This is a genomic window from Nocardia sp. NPDC049707 (genome assembly GCF_040674855.1).
Classification (GTDB): Bacteria; Actinomycetota; Actinomycetes; order Mycobacteriales; family Mycobacteriaceae; genus Nocardia.
In genome coordinates, this window is sequence record NZ_JBFANN010000038.1 from 1 (window position 1) to 19,796 (window position 19,796).

General features: G+C 65.9%; 18 protein-coding genes. 17 read left to right on the forward strand and 1 reads right to left on the reverse strand.

The features are described 5' to 3' along the window. The first annotated feature begins 468 nt into the window (after positions 1-468). The 12 genes from AB0J29_RS27435 (at position 469) to AB0J29_RS27490 (ending at position 11,142) form a co-directional block, all read left to right on the forward strand. Positions 469-1,848, forward strand: a complete 1,380-nt coding sequence (locus tag AB0J29_RS27435; RefSeq protein ID WP_364792265.1) for an ammonium transporter — start codon at positions 469-471, stop codon at positions 1,846-1,848. Positions 1,849-1,852: 4 nt separating this feature from the next. After that, complete coding sequence (locus tag AB0J29_RS27440; protein WP_040868325.1) at positions 1,853-2,191, forward strand: P-II family nitrogen regulator; 339 nt, start codon at positions 1,853-1,855, stop codon at positions 2,189-2,191. A gap of 165 nt (positions 2,192-2,356) precedes the next feature. Beyond that, a complete protein-coding gene (locus AB0J29_RS27445) occupies positions 2,357-4,825 on the forward strand; it encodes a [protein-PII] uridylyltransferase (protein WP_364792267.1) in 2,469 nt (822 codons plus the stop codon). Positions 4,826-4,933: 108 nt separating this feature from the next. Continuing rightward, a complete protein-coding gene (locus tag AB0J29_RS27450; protein WP_364792271.1) occupies positions 4,934-5,248 on the forward strand; it encodes a hypothetical protein in 315 nt (104 codons plus the stop codon). Between the two features lie 168 nt (positions 5,249-5,416). Then, positions 5,417-6,988: a signal recognition particle protein gene (ffh, locus tag AB0J29_RS27455; RefSeq protein ID WP_364792274.1), complete on the forward strand. Its 1,572-nt coding sequence runs from the start codon at positions 5,417-5,419 to the stop codon at positions 6,986-6,988. 52 nt (positions 6,989-7,040) lie between these two features. Next, positions 7,041-8,135, forward strand: coding sequence for an amidohydrolase family protein (locus AB0J29_RS27460; RefSeq protein WP_364792277.1), 1,095 nt, complete (start codon positions 7,041-7,043; stop codon positions 8,133-8,135). Positions 8,136-8,170: 35 nt separating this feature from the next. Then, the gene (locus tag AB0J29_RS27465; protein WP_364792280.1) at positions 8,171-8,458 is read left to right on the forward strand and encodes a Uma2 family endonuclease; all 288 of its coding nucleotides are present in this window, start codon (positions 8,171-8,173) and stop codon (positions 8,456-8,458) included. 355 nt (positions 8,459-8,813) lie between these two features. Continuing rightward, a complete protein-coding gene (gene rpsP / locus AB0J29_RS27470; protein WP_063045795.1) occupies positions 8,814-9,239 on the forward strand; it encodes a 30S ribosomal protein S16 in 426 nt (141 codons plus the stop codon). 83 nt (positions 9,240-9,322) lie between these two features. Continuing rightward, positions 9,323-9,565, forward strand: a complete 243-nt coding sequence (locus tag AB0J29_RS27475; RefSeq protein ID WP_040693288.1) for an RNA-binding protein — start codon at positions 9,323-9,325, stop codon at positions 9,563-9,565. Further along, on the forward strand, positions 9,566-10,090 hold the full coding sequence (rimM, locus tag AB0J29_RS27480) for a ribosome maturation factor RimM (protein ID WP_364792284.1): 525 nt from the start codon (positions 9,566-9,568) through the stop codon (positions 10,088-10,090). It begins immediately after the preceding gene. Positions 10,091-10,115: 25 nt separating this feature from the next. Next, entirely contained in the window at positions 10,116-10,805 is a 690-nt protein-coding gene (gene trmD, locus AB0J29_RS27485) for a tRNA (guanosine(37)-N1)-methyltransferase TrmD (RefSeq protein WP_364792287.1), read from the forward strand. Positions 10,806-10,872: 67 nt separating this feature from the next. Beyond that, positions 10,873-11,142: a hypothetical protein gene (locus tag AB0J29_RS27490; RefSeq protein WP_364792290.1), complete on the forward strand. Its 270-nt coding sequence runs from the start codon at positions 10,873-10,875 to the stop codon at positions 11,140-11,142. 26 nt (positions 11,143-11,168) lie between these two features. Here AB0J29_RS27490 and AB0J29_RS27495 read toward each other — a convergent pair whose 3' ends face one another. Continuing rightward, positions 11,169-12,023, reverse strand: coding sequence for a LuxR C-terminal-related transcriptional regulator (locus AB0J29_RS27495; protein WP_364792293.1), 855 nt, complete (start codon positions 12,021-12,023; stop codon positions 11,169-11,171). Positions 12,024-12,119: 96 nt separating this feature from the next. Between AB0J29_RS27495 and AB0J29_RS27500 the strand changes: the two genes are divergently transcribed. The 5 genes from AB0J29_RS27500 (at position 12,120) to rplS (ending at position 19,502) form a co-directional block, all read left to right on the forward strand. Further along, positions 12,120-13,847, forward strand: a complete 1,728-nt coding sequence (locus AB0J29_RS27500; RefSeq protein ID WP_364792296.1) for an AMP-binding protein — start codon at positions 12,120-12,122, stop codon at positions 13,845-13,847. Beyond that, positions 13,847-15,481, forward strand: coding sequence for an AMP-binding protein (locus tag AB0J29_RS27505; protein WP_364792299.1), 1,635 nt, complete (start codon positions 13,847-13,849; stop codon positions 15,479-15,481). The genes AB0J29_RS27500 and AB0J29_RS27505 overlap by 1 nt, the downstream gene beginning before the upstream one ends. Positions 15,482-15,742: 261 nt before the next feature. After that, the gene (locus AB0J29_RS27510; protein WP_364792461.1) at positions 15,743-18,094 is read left to right on the forward strand and encodes a Tex family protein; all 2,352 of its coding nucleotides are present in this window, start codon (positions 15,743-15,745) and stop codon (positions 18,092-18,094) included. Positions 18,095-18,124: 30 nt separating this feature from the next. After that, the gene (locus AB0J29_RS27515) at positions 18,125-18,994 is read left to right on the forward strand and encodes a hypothetical protein (RefSeq protein ID WP_364792302.1); all 870 of its coding nucleotides are present in this window, start codon (positions 18,125-18,127) and stop codon (positions 18,992-18,994) included. A 166-nt stretch (positions 18,995-19,160) separates the two neighbouring features. Then, positions 19,161-19,502 carry a 50S ribosomal protein L19 gene (gene rplS, locus AB0J29_RS27520; RefSeq protein ID WP_011210681.1) on the forward strand — a complete coding sequence of 114 codons (342 nt, stop codon included), beginning with the start codon at positions 19,161-19,163 and terminating at the stop codon, positions 19,500-19,502. Positions 19,503-19,796 lie beyond the last annotated feature (294 nt).

Consider the following 19,796-nt stretch of genomic DNA (forward strand, 5'->3'; position numbering starts at 1 on the left):
GCCAGCGCGTCGCGGCAACCACGAGCCGGCACTTCGAGCCACATCCTCCTTGTCCTGCTCCTCGTCAGTACTCAGGGTGTAGCGGGCTCCGGTGCGCTTCGACGGCTCGGACGCGAGACGGGCCGCGAACGGTCGCTCGTAAGACTCGCTCCGTGGTGGTCGGTGATGGCGGGTCGTTCGGCACCTGACGTACGCGTATCGGCACTCGAGTCTTGTCGGTCGCGCGTGCTTCGATGACTCGGACGCGAGACGGGCCGCGAACGGTCGCTCGTAAGACTCGCTCCGGTGTGGTTTGTCCGCGCTGCCTGTCGCCGCATGTACCACTAGGAAACGCGGTAGCAACACAACTGTCCCATGCGTCACTTAGGCGAAACACAGCATCATCACGGATGAAACACCGAATAAGGACCCTTCTGTGCAGGTCCAATTGCCGGAGTCGGCTGGGCCCGAGATGAGGAGGACATTAAGGTGGCTTTTCCCCTTACCGGTGCACCGGACACCGGTGACACCGCCTGGATGCTGGCCAGTTCAGCGCTCGTGTTGTTGATGACGCCCGGCCTGGCGTTTTTCTATGGCGGCATGGTCCGCTCCAAGAACGTGCTCAACATGATCATGATGAGCATCAGCGCCATGGGTCTGGTCGGCGTGCTGTGGTCGCTATACGGATACTCGACTGCGTTCGGTGACAATAAGTTCGGCGTGATCGGCGATCCGGCGCAGTTTTTCGGTCTCAAGGGTCTGATCGGCGGCAATTCGGTTGCCGAGGTCAAGGATGCCGCGGGCACCGTCACCACCGAGGCCGTGAACATTCCGCTCGCGGGCACCATTCCCGCGACCGTATACGTCGCGTTCCAGCTGATGTTCGCGATCATCACGGTTGCCCTCATCTCGGGTGCGGTCGCCGACCGCCTGAAGTTCGGCTCCTGGATGCTGTTCGCCGGTATCTGGGCGACAGTCGTCTACTTCCCGGTCGCGCACTGGGTCTTCGACTTCGACGTCAAGGATGCCGACGGCAATGTCGTGCACGAGGGCGGTTGGATTGCGAACAAGCTGCTCGCGGTCGACTTCGCCGGTGGTACCGCGGTCCATATCAATGCCGGTGCGGCGGGCCTGGCCCTGGTACTCGTCCTCGGTAAGCGCAAGGGCTGGCCGAGCACCCCGTTTCGTCCGCACAACCTGCCATTCGTCATGCTGGGCGCCGGTCTGCTGTGGTTCGGCTGGTTCGGGTTCAACGCCGGTTCGGCGGTCACCTCGGGTGGTCTGGCCGGTTCGACCTTCATTACCACCACCCTTGCGACCTGCGCCGCGATGCTGGCCTGGCTGCTGGTGGAGAAGTTTCGCGACGGCAAGCCCACCTCGCTGGGTGCGGCCTCGGGTGTGGTGGCCGGTCTGGTCGCGATCACTCCGTCCTGTTCCTCGGTCAACGTGGTCGGCGCCCTGACGATCGGCTTCGTGGCCGGTGCGGTCTGTGCGCTGGCGGTCGGCCTGAAGTTCAGGTTCGGCTTCGACGATTCACTCGATGTGGTCGGCGTACACCTCGTCGGCGGCATCATCGGCACCCTGATGGTCGGCCTGGTCGCAGCTCCGGAGGCGGGCGCGGGCAAGACCGGCCTGTTCTACGGCGGCGGTTTCGACCAGCTGTGGCGGCAGGCTGTCGGTGCCGGTGCGGTACTTGCGTTCTCCTTCATCGCGACCCTGATCGTTGCCTATATCGTGAAGTTCACCATTGGGCTGCGCGCCAGCGGGGAAGCCGAGTCGGTGGGCATGGACGAATCCGAGCACGCTGAAACGGCATACGATTTCGCTGCTGTGGGTGGCACGGCACGTACCGCCGTCAAGGAGGCATGACGACATGAAACTGATCACCGCAATCGTCAAACCGTTCACTCTGGAGGACGTCAAGTCCGGGCTGGAGCAGGCGGGTGTGCTGGGCATGACCGTCAGCGAGGTGCAGGGCTACGGCCGCCAGAAGGGCCACACCGAGGTGTACCGCGGCGCGGAGTACTCCGTGGATTTCGTGCCGAAGGTTCGGGTCGAGGTGGTCGTTGACGATGCCTCGGTCGACAAGGTCGTCGAGGTGATCGTCGAGGCCTCCCGCACCGGCAAGATCGGTGACGGCAAGGTCTGGGTGACCCCGGTGGAGTCGATCATCCGAGTGCGGACGGGCGAACGCGGTACCGACGCTCTGTAACCGCGACGCGTGCGACGGACCCGGAGGCGGTAGCGCAGCGTGGCCACATAGGGGCCCGGAAGCGTCGCAATCCAACTCGAGCAAATCGAAATCGAGCGGCGGCCCCGCTCCCACCGGATAGCCCGGTTGGGGCGGGGCCGTACGCATGTGGATGGACGGTGGTTTGTGGGTAGTCATGAGCAAGACGGCAGACGGGTAACCGAGGATGTCGGCACGAACGTCTCCAATGACGCGACCGACCTGGTCCGGGCACGCAATCAATTGCTCGAGGGCGGGCTGCCCCGTAATCCGCGGCTGGACGCGGAATCTCTGCGTTCGGCGCTGGTCGATCTGTTCGACCTGTGGCTGACCACCAAGGGCACCGAACTCGGCATCGACCGCGACAGCGGTCTCGCGGTGGTCGCCGTCGGTGGTCTGGGCCGCAAGGAGATGCTGCCGTATTCCGATCTGGATCTGGTGTTGCTGCACGATGACGTCGATCCGGCGCGGGTGGCCGAGGTGGCCGATCAGCTCTGGTATCCGCTGTGGGACGCGCATATCAAGCTCGACCACAGCGTGCGCACCGTGTCGCAGGCATTGCGGGTGGCCTCCGACGATCTCGTCGCGGCCCTTGGCATGCTCGACGCCAGGCACATCGTCGGCGATATGGAGCTGAGCAATCTGCTGATCGACGGAGTGCGCAGGGAGTGGCGGACCGGAATCCGGTCGCGCTTCGACGAATTGATCGAACAGGCCGAGACCAGATGGCAGCGCAGCGGTGCGATCGCCCATCGCGCAGAACCCGATCTGAAGAACGGGCGCGGCGGATTGCGCGATATCCAATTGCTCGACGCGCTCGCCATCGCCCAGCTGACCGATGCGATGCCGGGGCTCGGGCCGGACGTGCCGGGCGGCGGTCTGAAGCATGCGCGGCGCCGTTTGCTGGATGTTCGCACGGAGCTGCATCGGGTGGCGGGCCGGGCGCGCGATCAGCTGCGTGCCCAGGATGCCGACGAGATCGGCGCGGCCTTGCGCATCGGTGACCGTTTCGATCTCGCTCGCACACTGAGCGATTCGGCGCGGACGGTGAGTTATTCCGTCGATGTCGGCCTGCGCACCGCCGCCAATGCGCTACCGCGCCGAGGCCTCGCTCGGCTGCGACGCATGCCGGTTCGTCGACCACTCGATGAGGGGGTGGTCGAACACGCGGGGGAGGTCGTGTTGGCGCGGGATGCGCGGCCGCAGCGCGATCCCGGACTGATCCTGCGGGTGGCCGCGGCATCGGCGCAGACGGGGCTGCCGATGTCCGCGACCACGCTCAATCGACTCTCCGAGGATGCGCCGGAGCTGCGTGAACCCTGGCCGAAAGATGCGCTCAACGACCTGTTGATCCTGCTCGGAGCCGGTCGCGGTGTCATCGATGCGGTCGAGGCACTGGACCGAACGGGCTTGTGGGGCAGGCTCCTTCCCGAATGGGGTGCGGTGCGCGACCTGCCGCCGCGCGATGCGCTGCACACCTGGACCGTGGACCGGCACCTGATGGAGACAGTCGCCTACGCGAGCGTGTTGAGCACCCGCGTGGCGCGTCCCGACCTGCTGATGTTCGGTGCGCTGCTGCACGATATCGGCAAGGGCCGGGCCGGTGATCACAGCATTGTCGGCGCCGAACTGGCCACCCACATCGGGCGGCGGCTCGGCCTGTGGCCATCGGATGTGCGAACGCTCAGCGCCATCGTGCGCCACCATCTGTTGTTGCCCGACACCGCGACTCGGCGCGATCTGGCCGATCCCGACACCGTGCAATTCGTCGTCGATGCCCTCGGCGGCGACGTGCAACTGCTCGAACTGCTGCATACCTTGGCCGAGGCCGATTCGCTGGCTACCGGACCCGGTGTGTGGGGCGATTGGAAGGCCTCGCTGATCGGGGAACTCGTGCGCCGCTGCCGCCTGGTCATGGCGGGGGGCGAGCTGCCGCAGCCGGAGTCGATCGCACCCGAACTGCTCGCCAAGGCCGCGGCGGGCGGTGTGCACGTGGATCTGCGGCCCGGCGCGGGCAAGTACACCTACACGGTCACCGTGATCGCGCCGGATACGCCGGGTCTGCTCTCGGATGCCGCCGGGGTGCTGGCGGTGCATTCGCTGCGCGTGCTCTCGGCGACTGTCGGTGGCGAAGGTGCCTCGGCCATCAATAGCTTCGTGGTCTCCCCGAAGTTCGGTGATCCGCCGGACGGTGGACTGTTACGGCAGGAGCTGATCCGGGCGACCGCGGGCGATCTGGATCTGTCGGCGCTGCTGGCGAAGCGGGAGCGCGAGGCCATCGGGGCTCGCCCGAGTCCCTATGCGCAGGCGCAGCCCCGCGTGATCTGGTCGGCGACCTCGACCCCCGGCCAGGTGGTCCTCGAAGTGCGCGCTGAGGACCGGATCGGCCTGCTCAGCCGTTTGGCCGCGGCATTTGCCCAGTGCGGCGCCGATGTGCGCTGGGCGAAGGTGGTGACCATGGGGTCCGTGGTGGTCGACGCCTTCGGTCTCGATCTCGGCGTCGATATTCCGGAGCGGCGCGAAACCATCGAAAAGGCGGTTATGGGCGTGGTTCCGCGCCCGGCCCCGAAGTCACCGGAGGGAGTCGGGCCACCCGGTACCAACTCGGGCTCCTGACCGGGATGGTTGACATTTGCACATGATTTGCTGAAAGCGTATGCAGCGGGCTCGACGCACCCTACTATCAGAGCGTCTGGCTATCGCGAGCATGAGGGGAGCAGGTCGGTGGCAATTGAAGTCGTTTCGGCATCGATGATGACGAGTGACGAGACCACGCATATGGCGCGTTGCGTCGGCGGTGATCGGTGGGTGGTTTCCTGGCTGCCCGGCCGGACCCTGTCCGGACAGCAGGCTGTGACCGCTATGACAATTGCCACCACTGTCGCCACCCACGATGTGCCCACCGATGCCGACTGGGCCATGCTCGACGATATGGCCCTCGAGCTCGGTCTCACTGGTCGAGAGGCGGTTTTCATGGTTGCGCAGGAGAACCACGACTACCGCAAAACCGCCAAACCGCGCCGCCGCGCGCTGGAATAGCTCCGCGAAGTGAGCACCGCTTGCGCGAGCACTGTTTGCAATAATGGCGCTCGCGGGTCGCTCCGTGGTTACGCTGCGCTTCCTCCTCCGGGCCCGTCGCTCGCGCCGGGGCGAGTCCCATTACCCTGGGATACCAAGTGACGTCCCACGAGATCAGGAGCGCGATCGGTGTTCGAATCCCTGTCCGACCGGCTTACCGGTGCCCTCAAGGATCTTCGCGGTAAGGGGCGTTTGTCACCGGCCGACATCGACGCGACCTGTCGTGAGATTCGCTTGGCCCTGCTCGAGGCCGACGTCGCGCTGCCCGTGGTGCGCGGTTTCATCGCCAAGATCAAGGAGCGGGCCAAGGGGGCGGAGGTCTCCGCGGCCCTCAATCCGGCCCAGCAGGTCGTCAAGATCGTCAACGAGGAGCTCATCGGGATCCTCGGCGGCGAAACCCGCAGGCTGACCCTCGCCAAGAACCCGCCGACGGTGATCATGCTCGCCGGTCTGCAGGGTTCCGGTAAGACGACCCTGGCGGGCAAGCTCGCGAAATGGCTGAAGGGACAGGGGCATCAACCCCTCCTGGTGGCCTGCGACCTGCAGCGTCCCGGCGCGGTGACCCAGCTTCAGGTGGTCGGTGAGCGCGCGGGTGCGCCGGTCTTCGCGCCGCATCCGGGCACCTCCATCGGCGGTGGTGAGAATCCGCTCGGCATTTCGGCGGCCGATCCGGTCGCGGTGGCCGGCGCCGGTGTCGCGGAGGCGCGCAGCAAGCAGTACGACGTGGTCATTGTCGACACCGCCGGTCGTCTCGGTATCGACGCCGAGTTGATGGCGCAGGCTGCCGGCATCCGCGATGCGGTCAAGCCCGACGAGACGCTGTTCGTGCTCGACGCGATGATCGGTCAGGACGCCGTCAATACCGCGGAGGCCTTCCGCGACGGCGTCGGCTTCACCGGTGTCGTGCTCACCAAACTCGACGGTGACGCCCGCGGTGGTGCCGCGCTGTCGGTCCGCAATGTGACCGGTGCGCCGATCATGTTCGCCTCCACCGGTGAGAAGCTCGAGGACTTCGACGTCTTCCATCCGGACCGGATGGCCTCGCGCATCCTCGGTATGGGTGACGTGCTGAGCCTCATCGAGCAGGCCGAGCAGGTCTACGACCAGCAGCAGGCCGAGGAAGCCGCCCGCAAGATCGGCAGCGGCGAGATGACGCTCGAGGACTTCCTCGATCAGATGCTCGCCATCCGCAAGATGGGCCCTATCGGCAACCTGCTCGGCATGCTCCCCGGTGCGGGGCAGATGAAAGACGTGCTGGCCCAGGTCGACGATAAGCAGCTCGACCGGGTGCAGGCGATCATCCGCGGTATGACCCCGGCCGAACGTGCGAACCCGAAGATCATCAACGCATCTCGCCGCCTGCGCATCGCCAATGGCTCCGGCGTGCAGGTCTCCGAGGTCAACCAGCTCGTCGACCGTTTCTTCGACGCCAAGAAGATGATGGCCATGATGGGCCGCCAGATGGGCCTGCCCGGTTCGCGCCGCGGTAATGCGAAGAAGGGCAAGAAGGGCAAGAAGGGTGGGCGCGGACCGACGCCGCCGAAGATGCGCGGCGGACTCCCCGGTATGCCCGGTATGCCTGGCATGCCCGGTATGCCCGCGGGGATGCCCGATCTGTCCGGAATGCCCGCCGGGTTGGACCAGTTGCCGCCCGGGCTGGAGGGTTTCGACCTGTCCAAGCTGAATTTCCCCAAGAAGTAGGGCGTTTCGGCGTCGCGCTGCGACAGTGCCGACGACGCCGAGGAGGTTTGCTGTGCATCTACGGGGTGTGGTGCTCCCTGATGACGAGGTGCGTGACCTGTGGGTGCGGGATGGGCTGGTGTCGTTCGAGCCCGTCGCGGGGGCCGAAACACTGTGCGGCACAGGGTGGATCGTGCCCGGACTCGTCGATGCGCACTGTCATGTCGGGATCCGCTACGGCGGAGGCCACGAGGATCGGGAGGGGGCGATCGCGCAGGCCGAGATCGAGCGGGACGCGGGTGCGCTGCTGCTGCGCGATGCGGGGTCGCCGATCGACACGCAGTTCATCGATGAGCATGAGGAGTTGCCGCGGATCATCCGCGCGGGCCGCCACATCGCCCGCCCACGGCGGTATATCCGGGAACTCGGCATCGAACTCGACGATGAGCGCGATCTGCCGGAGATCGTCGCCGAACAGGCTCGGTTCGGCGATGGCTGGGTGAAGATCGTCGGGGACTGGATCGATCGGTCGGTGGGCGATCTGCGACCGCTGTGGAGTGATGCGATCCTGAAGGAGGCGATCGACGCCGCGCATGCCAACGGCGCGCGGGTGACGGCTCATGTCTTCGGCGAGGATGCTCTGCCCGGCCTGATCAACGCGGGCATCGACTGTATCGAACACGGCACCGGACTGACCGACGACACCATCGAGCTGATGGCCGAACACGGCACCGCACTGGTCCCGACGCTGATCAACATTGATACCTTCCCCGAAATCGCCGACAGCGCAGGCAAATTCCCCATCTACGCCGCGCATATGCGCGATCTGCACGCGCGTGTGCGCCGCACCGTCGCCGATGCGCACGATGCGGGCGTTCCGATCTACGCGGGCACCGATGCCGGCGGATCCATCCGCCACGGCCGCATTGCCGACGAAATCGCCGCCCTGGCCGGAGCGGGCCTGTCGAAACACGACGCACTCGGCGCCGCATCCTGGAATGCCCGCACCTGGCTCGGCCGTCCGAGCATCGAAGCTGGCGCTCCCGCGGATTTCGTTGTCTACCAGGAAGACCCGCGCGCCAATCCCGCCGCCCTCGCCACCCCCCAATACGTCGTGCTGCGTGGCCGTCTCGTCAAAACCCACAATCCGGTCACCGGCCACCGCTGACCCACCGCTGACTGTGCGGGCATCTCGCTCAGGCAATGGGTATCAACCACGCCAGCTTCGCGCTCGAGGACCTCGTGCTGGCTGTCGAGGTGTGGTCTCCCGGCAATACCCGCGAGGAGCGCGATACGAAGATCGCCGGATATGCGGCCGCGCGCGTCCCGTACCTGTGGGTTGTGGAATTGCCCGAGGACAAGCCAGCGCGCTTCTGGGGCTATCGGCTCGGTGAGAGCGGATACCGCCAGGAGGTATACGCCGCGGCGGGCGAGACGGTCGTGGCCCCGGGACCTGTTCCGATCACCGTCAACACGGTGGATCTGCGCTGAGTCGCTGTCGACCGAGCGTCGTAATTCCGCTCCGACGTCGTGCCGATGTGCTATCGAACGGGTAAGTCGATTGTCAGCTGAACCGGTTCGCGACCCCGCTGATCACGCCGCGATTGCCTCCGACAGCGGCTCGCGCAAGGCCGGGTGCCAGCAATTCCATCGCCACGTCACCGCCGATTTCGGTAGCGGGGGGCCGGTCTGGCACAATGGACCATCGTCCTTCCTGGACAAGTGTCAGCCCGTCTCCGGTTACGTACCGCGCGGCGGTCACACACTGCAAGCGCAAAACCGGGCTCGCAGACCGTGCGGGTCGCTGAATTGCGCCGTGACCAACCACTGAAAGGCAGATCAGCACATGGCTGTTCGCATCAAGCTCACCCGTCTCGGCAAGATCCGCAACCCGCAGTACCGCGTGGTCATCGCCGACGCTCGTACCCGTCGTGACGGCCGTGCCATCGAGAACGTCGGCAAGTACCACCCGAAGGAAGAGCCGTCGCTGATCGAGATCAACTCCGAGCGCGTGCAGTACTGGCTGGGCGTCGGCGCGCAGCCGACCGAGGCCGTGCAGCGGCTGCTGGAGATCACCGGCGATTGGCAGAAGTTCAAGGGCCTGCCGGGTGCCGAGGGCACCCTGAAGGTGAAGCCCGCGAAGCCCTCCAAGCTGGACCTGTTCAACGCCGCGCTGGCCGCCGCCGATAACGAGCCGGTCGCCGAGGCTGTCACCCCCAAGAAGAAGGCCGCCAAGAAGGACGAGGCTGCCGAGACCGAGGCTGCTGAATAATCCGTGAGTGAGCGCAGCGAGCGAACCATCGGCACAGCCGCCATGGTGGTCATGACGGAGCCGAGCGTCAGCGAGGCACAGCCATGAGCGCCGTCGTCGCCGATGCGGTGGAACATCTGGTTCGCGGCATTGTCGCCAATCCGGATGACGTCCGGGTCGAGCTGATCACCGGCCGCCGCGGCCGCACCGTCGAGGTGCACGTCAATCCCGACGACTTGGGCAAGGTGATCGGTCGCGGCGGTCGTACCGCGACCGCGCTGCGCACCCTGGTCGCCGGCATCGGCGGCCGGGGTATCCGGGTCGACGTGGTCGATACCGACGCCTAAATGGAACTCGTCGTAGGTCGGGTCGCCAAATCGCACGGTGTGCGCGGCGAGCTGGTCGTCGAGGTACGCACTGACGACCCCGACGCACGTTTCGCACCCGGTGTGCGGCTGCGTGGGCGGGCAGCGCGATCCAGCGAAGTCCGTGAGTTCACCGTGGAGTCGGCCCGAGAGCATTCGGGCCGACTTCTCCTGCAACTCGTCGGCGTCTCCGATCGCACCGCCGCCGATGCGCTGCGCGGCACGCTGTTCGTCGTGGACAGTGCGGAGCTGCCGCCGTCGGAGGACCCCGACGAGTTCTACGACCACGAGTTGGAGGGGCTGACCGTCCAGCTCACCGATGGCACCGTGGTCGGCGAGGTCACCGAGGTGCTGCATTCGGCTGCGGGAGAACTGCTTTCGGTATGCGCTGCCGATGACGGCAGGGAGATCCTGATCCCGTTCGTCACCGCGATCGTGCCGACGGTCGCACTCGCCGATCAACTGGTCGTCATCGATCCACCCGAGGGTCTGCTCGATCCGGAGTAGCCGATCCACCGGGACAGAGGACAGCATGAAACTCGATGTCGTCACGATTTTTCCGGAGTACCTGGAGCCGCTGCGAACGGCGTTGCTGGGCAAGGCCATCGACAAGGGCCTGATCTCCCTCGACGTGCACGATCTGCGTCGCTGGACGCACGACGTGCACAAGTCCGTCGACGATTCGCCCTACGGCGGTGGGCCGGGCATGGTCATGAAACCGACGGTCTGGGGCGATGCCCTCGACGAGGTATGCCCAGATGACGCCCTGCTCGTGGTGCCGACGCCCGCCGGCGTGCCCTTCACCCAGGCCACCGCGCAACGCTGGGCGACCGAGAAACACCTGGTATTCGCTTGTGGCCGTTACGAAGGCATCGATCAACGCGTCTTCGATGACGCCGCCCGCCGGGGTCGCGTCGAAGAGGTAAGCATCGGTGACTACGTCCTCATCGGCGGTGAAGCCGCGGTTCTCGTCATGGTCGAGGCCGTGGTCCGCCTGCTCCCCGGCGTACTCGGCAATCAGCAATCCCACCAAGAGGATTCATTTTCCGACGGACTGCTCGAGGGGCCGAGCTACACACGGCCCGTCTCCTGGCGCGGCCTCGAAGTGCCGCCGATCCTGCTGTCCGGTGATCATGCCAAGGTCGCCGCGTGGCGGCGCGAACAGTCTCTGGCCCGGACCCGCGAACGGCGTCCGGATCTCCTTGCCGACACCGAAGACTGAAATCGTAACCTTTACGCCTCTTGAAAGTATCGTTAATTAACGGCGCGTTAAACAACGGTAGGTGGCTATGGTGGCAGTGGCTCGGTTCGGGACAGTGCGTCGAGCGGTGGCCTCGACTCTCTTCGGCGGCGCGATGCTGGTCTTATCGGACCTGGTCGCACCGGAACTCGTCGAAGCCAGAGTCGCCGCGGACCGGGACACCCATGAGCCGGATGCCGGCCGCAGCGGCAATAGTGCAGGTCAGCGCGGTCGCAGCAGCAACCACGGCCAATACAAGGGCCGCACCGAGCGCCCATGCCAGTACACCCCCGAAGGCGTCTGCACCGGCGGCCGCTGACCGGTCATCCTGCGGGAGTTCATCGGTCAGGGCAGGAGGCCGAGTCGTCTGGCGGTGACGACTGCCTCATGGCGGGAGTGTGCGTCGAGTTTGGTCATGGCGTTGCGTAGGTAGCTTTTGACGGTTTCGGGGCCTAGAGAAAGGCGTTGGGCGGCTTCGTGGTTGGTGCAGCCGAGTGCGATCTCGGAGAGTACATCGAGTTCTCTTCGGGACAGGCGCGGGCCATCCGCAGGTGGGGCGCCGACCAGGACCCGCGTGAGGCGTTCGCATACCGAATGTAGGCGTTCGCGTAGGCCTTCGTCGTCGGCCGAGCGGGCCACGCCGCGCAGTTCGGCATTGATCTCACGGAGTTCCTCGGCGATGGCGGATGCGGTATCGGGTGCGGGCGTGGTCATTTCCAGCAGGCGCAGGCGACGGTCCACCTCGTCGCGGATGGTGATCTCGGTGGCGAGGCGGCGGCCGGCGGCGACGACCAGATCGGCGGTGCGGTCGCCGAGTGGTGTGGCGCCGCGGGTGGCGGCGTAGAGCACCGCACGGGAGCGATCGTCGACCACAACGGGCACCGCGACCACCGAGCGGATGCGTTCGCCGGAGACCGGAGCGTCGTAGTGGTGGGTGATCTCCGAGGCGTTGCGGTAGTCGGTAACCGAGGCGGGTCGGCGCATATCTATGACCCGGCCACCCAGCCCGGAGGTACGCAGCACGGTCAGTCCGCGCAGGCCATTGGTGACAGTGCCGACGAATTCGGTGAGCAGCAGCGCGTCGTCGTGCACCTCGCCGCCGAACACCACCGGCACGCCGGCCGTATTCGCCACCCAGCGGATCTCCGCGCGCAACGCATCGCCGTCGCGCGGCCGCAGCAGCGCGGTGGTGTGAATCAAAAGACTCACCCCTTTTCGGGGGTAGTGCTGGACATGGTGTGACCCACATCCTATGGGAGATCGAGGTGGCCTGGATCACCGATGAGGAGAGGCGATATGACTGCGGACCTGAACGCGCGCGTGCGTGAGCTGTTGGAGAACTACGACGGACCCGACGTCAGTGCGGCGGATCTGCTGTGTGACCGGCACCCCGCCGACCGAGTCGCCTTCACCATCGTCGACCCCGATCTGACCTCGACTGATCTCACCTACGGTGAGCTGCGCGAGCGCTCTCAGCGCTTTGCCGTCGCCCTCGCCGACCTCGGCGTCGAACCGGGCGACCGCGTCGCCACGCTCATGTCGAAGTCCGCCGATCTGGTGGTGGCGCTGCTCGGCATCTGGCGCCGGGGCGCGGTTCACGTCCCGCTCTTCACCGCCTTCGCCCCACCCGCGATCGCCTTCCGGCTGGCCGCGAGCGGCGCGACGATCGTCATCGCCGACGTCGGTCAGGCGACAAAGCTGGCACCGAGCGATGACATCCCAGCCGATCCATCCTGGCGGGTCATCATCGCCGGGGACGGCCCGGCGGCCGACGCGACCGCACCTCGGGCTGATGGCGAAGCCGGGAAGGTCGGCGATGCCGCTGAGAGCGCCGATCCGACGGCTTCGAAACCGGCGACGACCACCCCACTGCGGTTCGCGGATCTGCTTGCCGCGCATACCTCCGACGATCCGCGAGCGGTTGCCGCGCAGGTAGGCGGGGCCGGCCTATTGGTGCAACTGTTCACCAGCGGCACGACGGGCACGCCGAAGGGCGTGCCGATTCCGGTGCGTGCGCTCGCGTCATTCCATGCGTACCAAGAGTTTTCGCTGGACGTGCGCCCGGACGACGTCTATTGGAATGCGGCGGATCCGGGCTGGGCATACGGACTGTACTGGGCGATTCTGGGCCCGCTGGCCTCCGGTATCCGCAGCCTACTGCTGCATGCCGCCTTCTCCGCGCCGCTGACCTGGCAGGTGCTCGAACGGTTCGGCGTCACCAACTTCACCGCCGCGCCGACGGTCTACCGCGCGCTATCTGCCGATAGTGCCACTGCCCCAACGGATCTTCGCTTGCGGCGGGCGTCCTCCGCCGGCGAACCGCTGACGCCGGATGTGGTGAGGTGGTCGGTCGAGAAGCTCGGCGTCGCGGTGCGCGACCACTACGGACAGACCGAGCACGGCATGGTCATCTGTAATTCCTGGCACGACGCGCTGCGTGCGGACGTACCCGCGGGCTCGATGGGCCGGGCGCTGCCGGGATGGCATTGCGCGGTGCTCGCGGACGACGCCGATGTCGAAGCGCCGGTCGGTGAACTGGGTCGGGTAGCCATCGATACCCAACGCAGCCCGCTGCTGTGGTTCCTCGGCTATCTCGACGCCCCGGAACGCACCGCGCAGCGCTACACCGCCGACGGCCGCTGGTATCTGACCGGGGATGCCGGATCCCGAGATGCGGACGGATTCTTCCACTTCTCCGCCCGCGACGACGATGTCATCATCATGGCCGGATACCGCATCGGCCCGTTCGAGGTCGAAAGTGTGCTGGTACTGGATGAGCGGGTGGTCGAGGCCGCAGTGGTCGGCATGCCCGACGAATTGCGCGGCGAGGTACTCGAGGCATTCGTGGTGCTGCGCAATGGTTTCGAGGGGAATGCCGAACTCGAGGCCGAATTGCAGACCCTGGTGAAGCGCAAGTTCGCCGCACACGCGTATCCGCGCAAGGTGCATTTCGTGGACGCTCTACCCACGACACCCAGCGGCAAGGTGCAGCGGTTCATGCTGCGGCAGCAGGGAGTTCGGTGATGTCCGCACTTCCGAGCTACGCATCCGGCACCGCGGAAACCCCGCTGCTCGGCGATACCATCGGCGATGACTTCGACCGCATGGCCGCCGCCTATGCGGACCGAGAAGCTTTGGTGGACTGTCCAACCGGTCGCCGCTGGACCTATCGCGAACTCGGCGCCGCGATCGACGCACTGGCCACCGGATTGGCCGAACGCGGTATCGCCAAGGGCGACCGGGTCGGCATCTGGGCCCCGAACTGCGCGGAATGGTTCCTCACCCAGTACGCGACCGCCAAGCTGGGTGCGATCCTGGTCAATATCAACCCGGCCTACCGCATGAGCGAACTGGAATACGTGCTGCGCCAAGCCGATGTGCGCATGCTGATCGCCGCTGCGGAATTCAAGACCGCGAACTATGTCGCGATGATCGAGCAGGTCCGGCCGAATTGCCCCGGCCTGGAGCATGTGCTGATACTCGGCACTCCCGAATGGGATGCGGTGGCGCGGACCGATATCGACGCGGAACGACTCGCGGCGATTGCCGCGACGCTGTCCATGGACGATCCCATCAATATCCAATACACCTCTGGTACAACGGGTTTCCCCAAGGGAGCGACGTTGAGCCACCACAACATCCTCAACAACGGCTACTTCGTCGGCGAACTCTGCGGCTATACCGAACAGGACCGGATCTGCGTGCCGGTGCCCTTCTACCACTGCTTCGGCATGGTCATGGGCAACCTGGCAAGCACCAGTCACGGTGCGGCCGTGGTGATTCCGGCACCCGCATTCGATCCGGTCGCAACCCTGGATGCGGTCGCGGCGGAGCGGTGCACGTCGCTCTACGGTGTACCGACGATGTTCATCGCCGTACTCGCGGAACTGGATTCGGGTAAGGACGTGAATCTGTCCAGCCTGCGCACCGGCATCATGGCTGGATCACCCTGTCCGGTCGAGGTGATGAAGCGGGTGATCGATCGGATGGGGATGAGCGAGGTGTGCATCTGCTATGGCATGACCGAAACCTCGCCGGTATCGACCCAGACCCGCCGCGACGACGGCATCGACCGACGCACCGCGACCGTCGGCCGGGTCGGCCCGCACCTGGAGGTGAAAATCGTCGATCCCGCAACAGGTTTGACCGTGCCGCGCGGTGAACCCGGCGAACTGTGCACTCGCGGCTACTCGGTCATGCTCGGCTACTGGTCCGAACCCGAGAAGACCGCCGAGGCCATCGATGCCGCCCGCTGGATGCACACCGGCGATATCGGCGTGATGGATGACGACGGATACCTCGCGATCACCGGCCGGATCAAGGATATGGTGATCCGCGGCGGTGAGAACATCTACCCGCGCGAAATCGAGGAATTCCTCTACGGCCACCCGGATATCCTCGACGCTCAGGTTATCGGCATCCCCGACCCGAAGTACGGCGAGGAGCTGATGGTCTGGATCCGAATGAAGGACGGTGCAACACCCTTGGGCGCCGAGGCGATCCGCGCCTATTGCACCGGCAAGCTCGCCCACTTCAAGATCCCGCGCTATGTGCATATCGTCGACGAGTTCCCGATGACCGTCACCGGGAAGATTCGCAAGGCCGAAATGCGTGAGCTGGCCACGGAACTGCTCATATCTTCGGACCGCGACGACTGATTTCATGAGCACATGGGGTAACTCGTCGGGAACGTCCGAAACTTTGCCTGGGGCGCGACCGCCGGCTCACGACGATAGTCTTCGAGCACCTCACCACCGGCAAAAGGCCGGGGGAGGCGCGCGAGCAGGCCGGTATGCCTGGGCGTGGGCTGTTTGTCAGGTGACAACGGTAGTGTCTCGGGCGTGACGACAGCGCCCGAGATCGCCAGTTCAGCGACGAACACCGACACGACCGCCGCCGCACCGGCCGCGACCACAGCTCTGGCCAGCGTGGGCCGGCGCATCGCCGATGAACTCGGCGTGCGCGAGACCCAGGTCCGGGCCGCCGTCGAGCTGCTGGACGCGGGTTCGACCGTGCCCTTCATCGCGCGGTATCGAAAAGAGGTCACCGGTGGCCTCGACGACGCCCAGCTCCGCCAGCTCGACGAGCGTCTGAGCTATCTGCGCGAACTCGACGAGCGCCGCGCCGCGATCATCGAATCCATCAAGGGCCAGGGCAAACTCGATGACGCGCTGCTCGGGCAGCTGATGACCGCCGAGACCAAGGCCCGCCTCGAGGACATCTACCTGCCGTACAAGCCGAAGCGGCGCACCAAGGCCCAGATCGCCCGCGAGGCCGGTCACGAACCCGTCGCCGATGCGCTGATCGGCGATCCGACCACCGATCCCGCGCAGTACACCGCCGAACAGCTCGACGGTGCTCGCGCCATTCTGGTCGAGCGGTTCGCCGAGGATGCCGACCTGGTCGGCGAGCTGCGCGAGCTGATGTGGAACCGCGGCCAGGTCAGCTCGAGTGTGCGTCCCGGCAAGGAAGAGGCGGGCGCGAAGTTCGCCGACTACTTCGAATTCAGCGAGCCGTTCAGCAAACTGCCCTCACACCGGATCCTGGCGCTGCTGCGCGGCGAGAAGGAAGAGATGCTGCAGTTGCAGCTCGAACCCGATACCGAAGAACTCGAGCCGGGCGAGCGGTCCATCTACGAAGGCCGCATCGCGGTGAAGTTCGATATCGCCGATCGCGGCCGGGCCGCCGACACCTGGCTGCTGGATACGGTGCGCTGGGCGTGGCGGACGAAACTGCAAGTGAGCCTTGGCATCGACACCCGAATGCGACTGCGTCAGGCCGCCGAGAAGGACGCCGTCGACATCTTCGCCGCGAACCTGCGCGACCTGCTGCTGGCCGCGCCCGCGGGTACCCGCACCACCATGGGCCTGGATCCGGGCTACCGCACCGGCGTCAAGGTCGCTGTCGTCGATGCCACCGGCAAGGTCGTCGCGACCGAGGTCATCTACCCGCACAAGCCGCAGGGCCAGAGCGAGAAGTCCCTGGCCGTACTCGGCGCATTGGTCGCCCGCTTCGGCGTCGAGCTCATCGCCATCGGCAACGGCACGGCCTCGCGCGAGACCGATGCCCTTGCCGCCGAACTGATTTCGCGGATTCCGGAGCACAAGCCGACCAAGATCGTGGTCTCCGAGGCCGGCGCTTCGGTGTACTCCGCATCGGCGTATGCCTCGCAGGAACTGCCGGATATGGACGTCTCGCTGCGCGGCGCGGTATCCATCGCCCGCCGGCTGCAGGATCCGCTGGCCGAGTTGGTGAAGATCGACCCGAAGTCCATCGGCGTCGGGCAGTACCAGCACGATGTCTCCGAAACGCTGCTGGCCCGCTCGTTGGGCGCGGTGGTCGAGGATGCGGTGAATGCGGTGGGCGTCGATGTGAATACCGCATCGGTGCCGCTGCTGTCGCGGGTATCCGGTATTGCCAATTCGATCGCCGAAAGCATTGTGGCGCACCGAGATCAGCATGGGCCCTTCCGCAGTCGTAGCGCGCTGTTCGACGTTCCCCGCCTGGGCCCCAAGGCCTTCGAACAGTGCGCGGGCTTCCTGCGCATCCGCGGGGGCGACGATCCGCTCGACACCTCCGCCGTGCACCCCGAGGCGTATCCGGTGGTGCGGCGCATCCTGGAATCGACCGGACGCGGCATGGCGGAACTGATCGGCAACACCACGGCCTTGCGCGCGCTGCGGCCCGCCGATTTCACCGATGAGAAGTTCGGTATCCCCACCGTCACCGATATCATCTCCGAACTCGAGAAGCCGGGCCGCGACCCGCGTCCTGAGTTCAAGACCGCCGAATTCGCGGCGGGCGTGGAGAAGGTCGCGGATCTGGAGCCGGGCATGGTGCTCGAGGGGGTGGTCACCAATGTGGCCGCATTCGGTGCATTCGTCGATATCGGCGTGCACCAGGACGGACTCGTGCACGTCTCGGCCATGTCGCACAACTTCGTCAAGGATCCGCGCGAGGTCGTGAAGTCCGGCGATGTCGTCAAGGTGAAGGTGCTCGAGGTCGACGTCGCACGTCAGCGCATCGGACTGTCGCTGCGGCTGGACGACGAGCCGGGCGCTCCGGCCAAGGGCGACGATGGTCGCGGCCGTGGCCAAGGCGGTCGGGGCGGGCAGGACCGCGGTGCACAGCGGCAGAATGGTCAGGGGAGGCAACAGGGCCAGGGCCGACAGCAGAACCAGGGCCGCAACCAGGGCAACCAGCGGCGCAGCACCCCCGCACCGAGCGGATCGATGGCGGATGCGCTGCGGCGCGCTGGTTTCGGGCAGTAGGGCGATACGGGCGGAGGTTTGTGGGCGGCAATGCGACGGTGGCTCGAAGATGATGTGATCGCGCACGGTCGCTTGCCGCTCCTGTGCTTCCTCCTCGGGTTCATCGTCGGCTTCCTGCTGATCCGGCTCAGCGTCCGATTGATCCGCAAGCAGGTCCGCTGGTGGCCCGGCAATCTGCGCTCCGGCGGTGTGCACATCCACCACATGGTGTTCGGGGTCATCCTGGTGCTGTTGTCCGGCATCGGGATGGTCACCATGTACGAGAGCGCCGATACGCTCACTGCGAGCCTGCTCGCCGCATCCTTCGGTGTCGGCGCGGCCCTGACCCTCGACGAATTCGCGCTGATCTTCTATCTGCGCGATGTGTATTGGGAGGAGCAGGGCCGCACCTCGGTCGACGCGGTCTTCGTTGCGCTTGCGGTGACCGGACTGCTACTGCTCGGGTTCCATCCGCTGTGGTTATTGGATATCAACGACTTCCGGCGCGACCCAAGCACCGAAGTCCGCATCTTCGTCGTCTGCTTCGCCGTGGTGAATCTCGGGCTGGCGGCGATCGTGATTGCCAAGGGCAAGATCTGGACCGGCCTGTTCGGCATGTTCTTCCTGCCGCTACTCGTGGTCGGCGCATTCCGCCTGAGCAGACCGGGCGCGCCGTGGGCCCGCTGGCGCTATCCGGGCAGGCGACGTCTGATGTATCGGGCCATAGTCCGCGAACGCCGCTACCGTCGCCCGGTGATCCGAGCCAAGATCTTCATCCAAGACCTGATCGCCGGAAAACCCGACGTCGTCCACGTACGCGAGGCCGCGGAGGCCGAATTGGCCCGAACTGTCGTCCCCGCCCCACCCGCACCCGCCCATTGGCACCTGCCCTCGATATCCGACCACTCCCATCACGATTGATCGTTGCCTCCGGCCCGATTTTTCCCGCGAGCCGCCGATCTGGCACAATGCACAGGTTGCCCTGGGTACATTCAACCCACGGAGCACCTCTTATTCGGAGCATGAACCGGTCGAGCACGCGAGTGCCGCCAGGGTCCTCTGCTCGCGCAAACATCAGAAGGATGAAATGAACACCCTTGACTTCGTCGACGAAAAGTCGCTGCGCAGCGACGTCCCCGACTTCCGTCCGGGCGACACGCTCAACGTGCATGTGAAGGTCATCGAAGGCTCGAAGGAGCGCATCCAGGTCTTCAAGGGCGTCGTGATCCGGCGTCAGGGCGGTGGCATCCGCGAGACCTTCACCGTCCGCAAGGTGTCGTTCGGTGTCGGCGTGGAGCGTACCTTCCCGGTGCACAGCCCGAACATCGACCACATCGATGTCGTGACCCGCGGTGATGTCCGCCGTGCCAAGCTCTACTACCTGCGCGATCTGCGCGGCAAGGCCGCCAAGATCAAGGAAAAGCGCTGAGTCGAGCCGCTGCGCCCTCGGCGTGGCAGTTTGTGGTCATCAGGCCACACGCGGTTCCTGGAAAGCCCGGCATCATTGGATGTCGGGCTTTTCTTATGTCCGGAGATCCCGAGGTGCGGGGCACTATGTCGACAGACGTCGACGGCTCTGCCGGAAAGTTGACCAGCTGGCGATGCTGTGTTGAAATCCTTTGTGGCAGAGTCAAACTGAGCCAGGTGCCAGGGTGGGGAATCGTACGTGTGAAGTCGGAGAAGCGGGTTCTGGCAATCTCCGCCAGCAGTGCGTGTCCGAGGC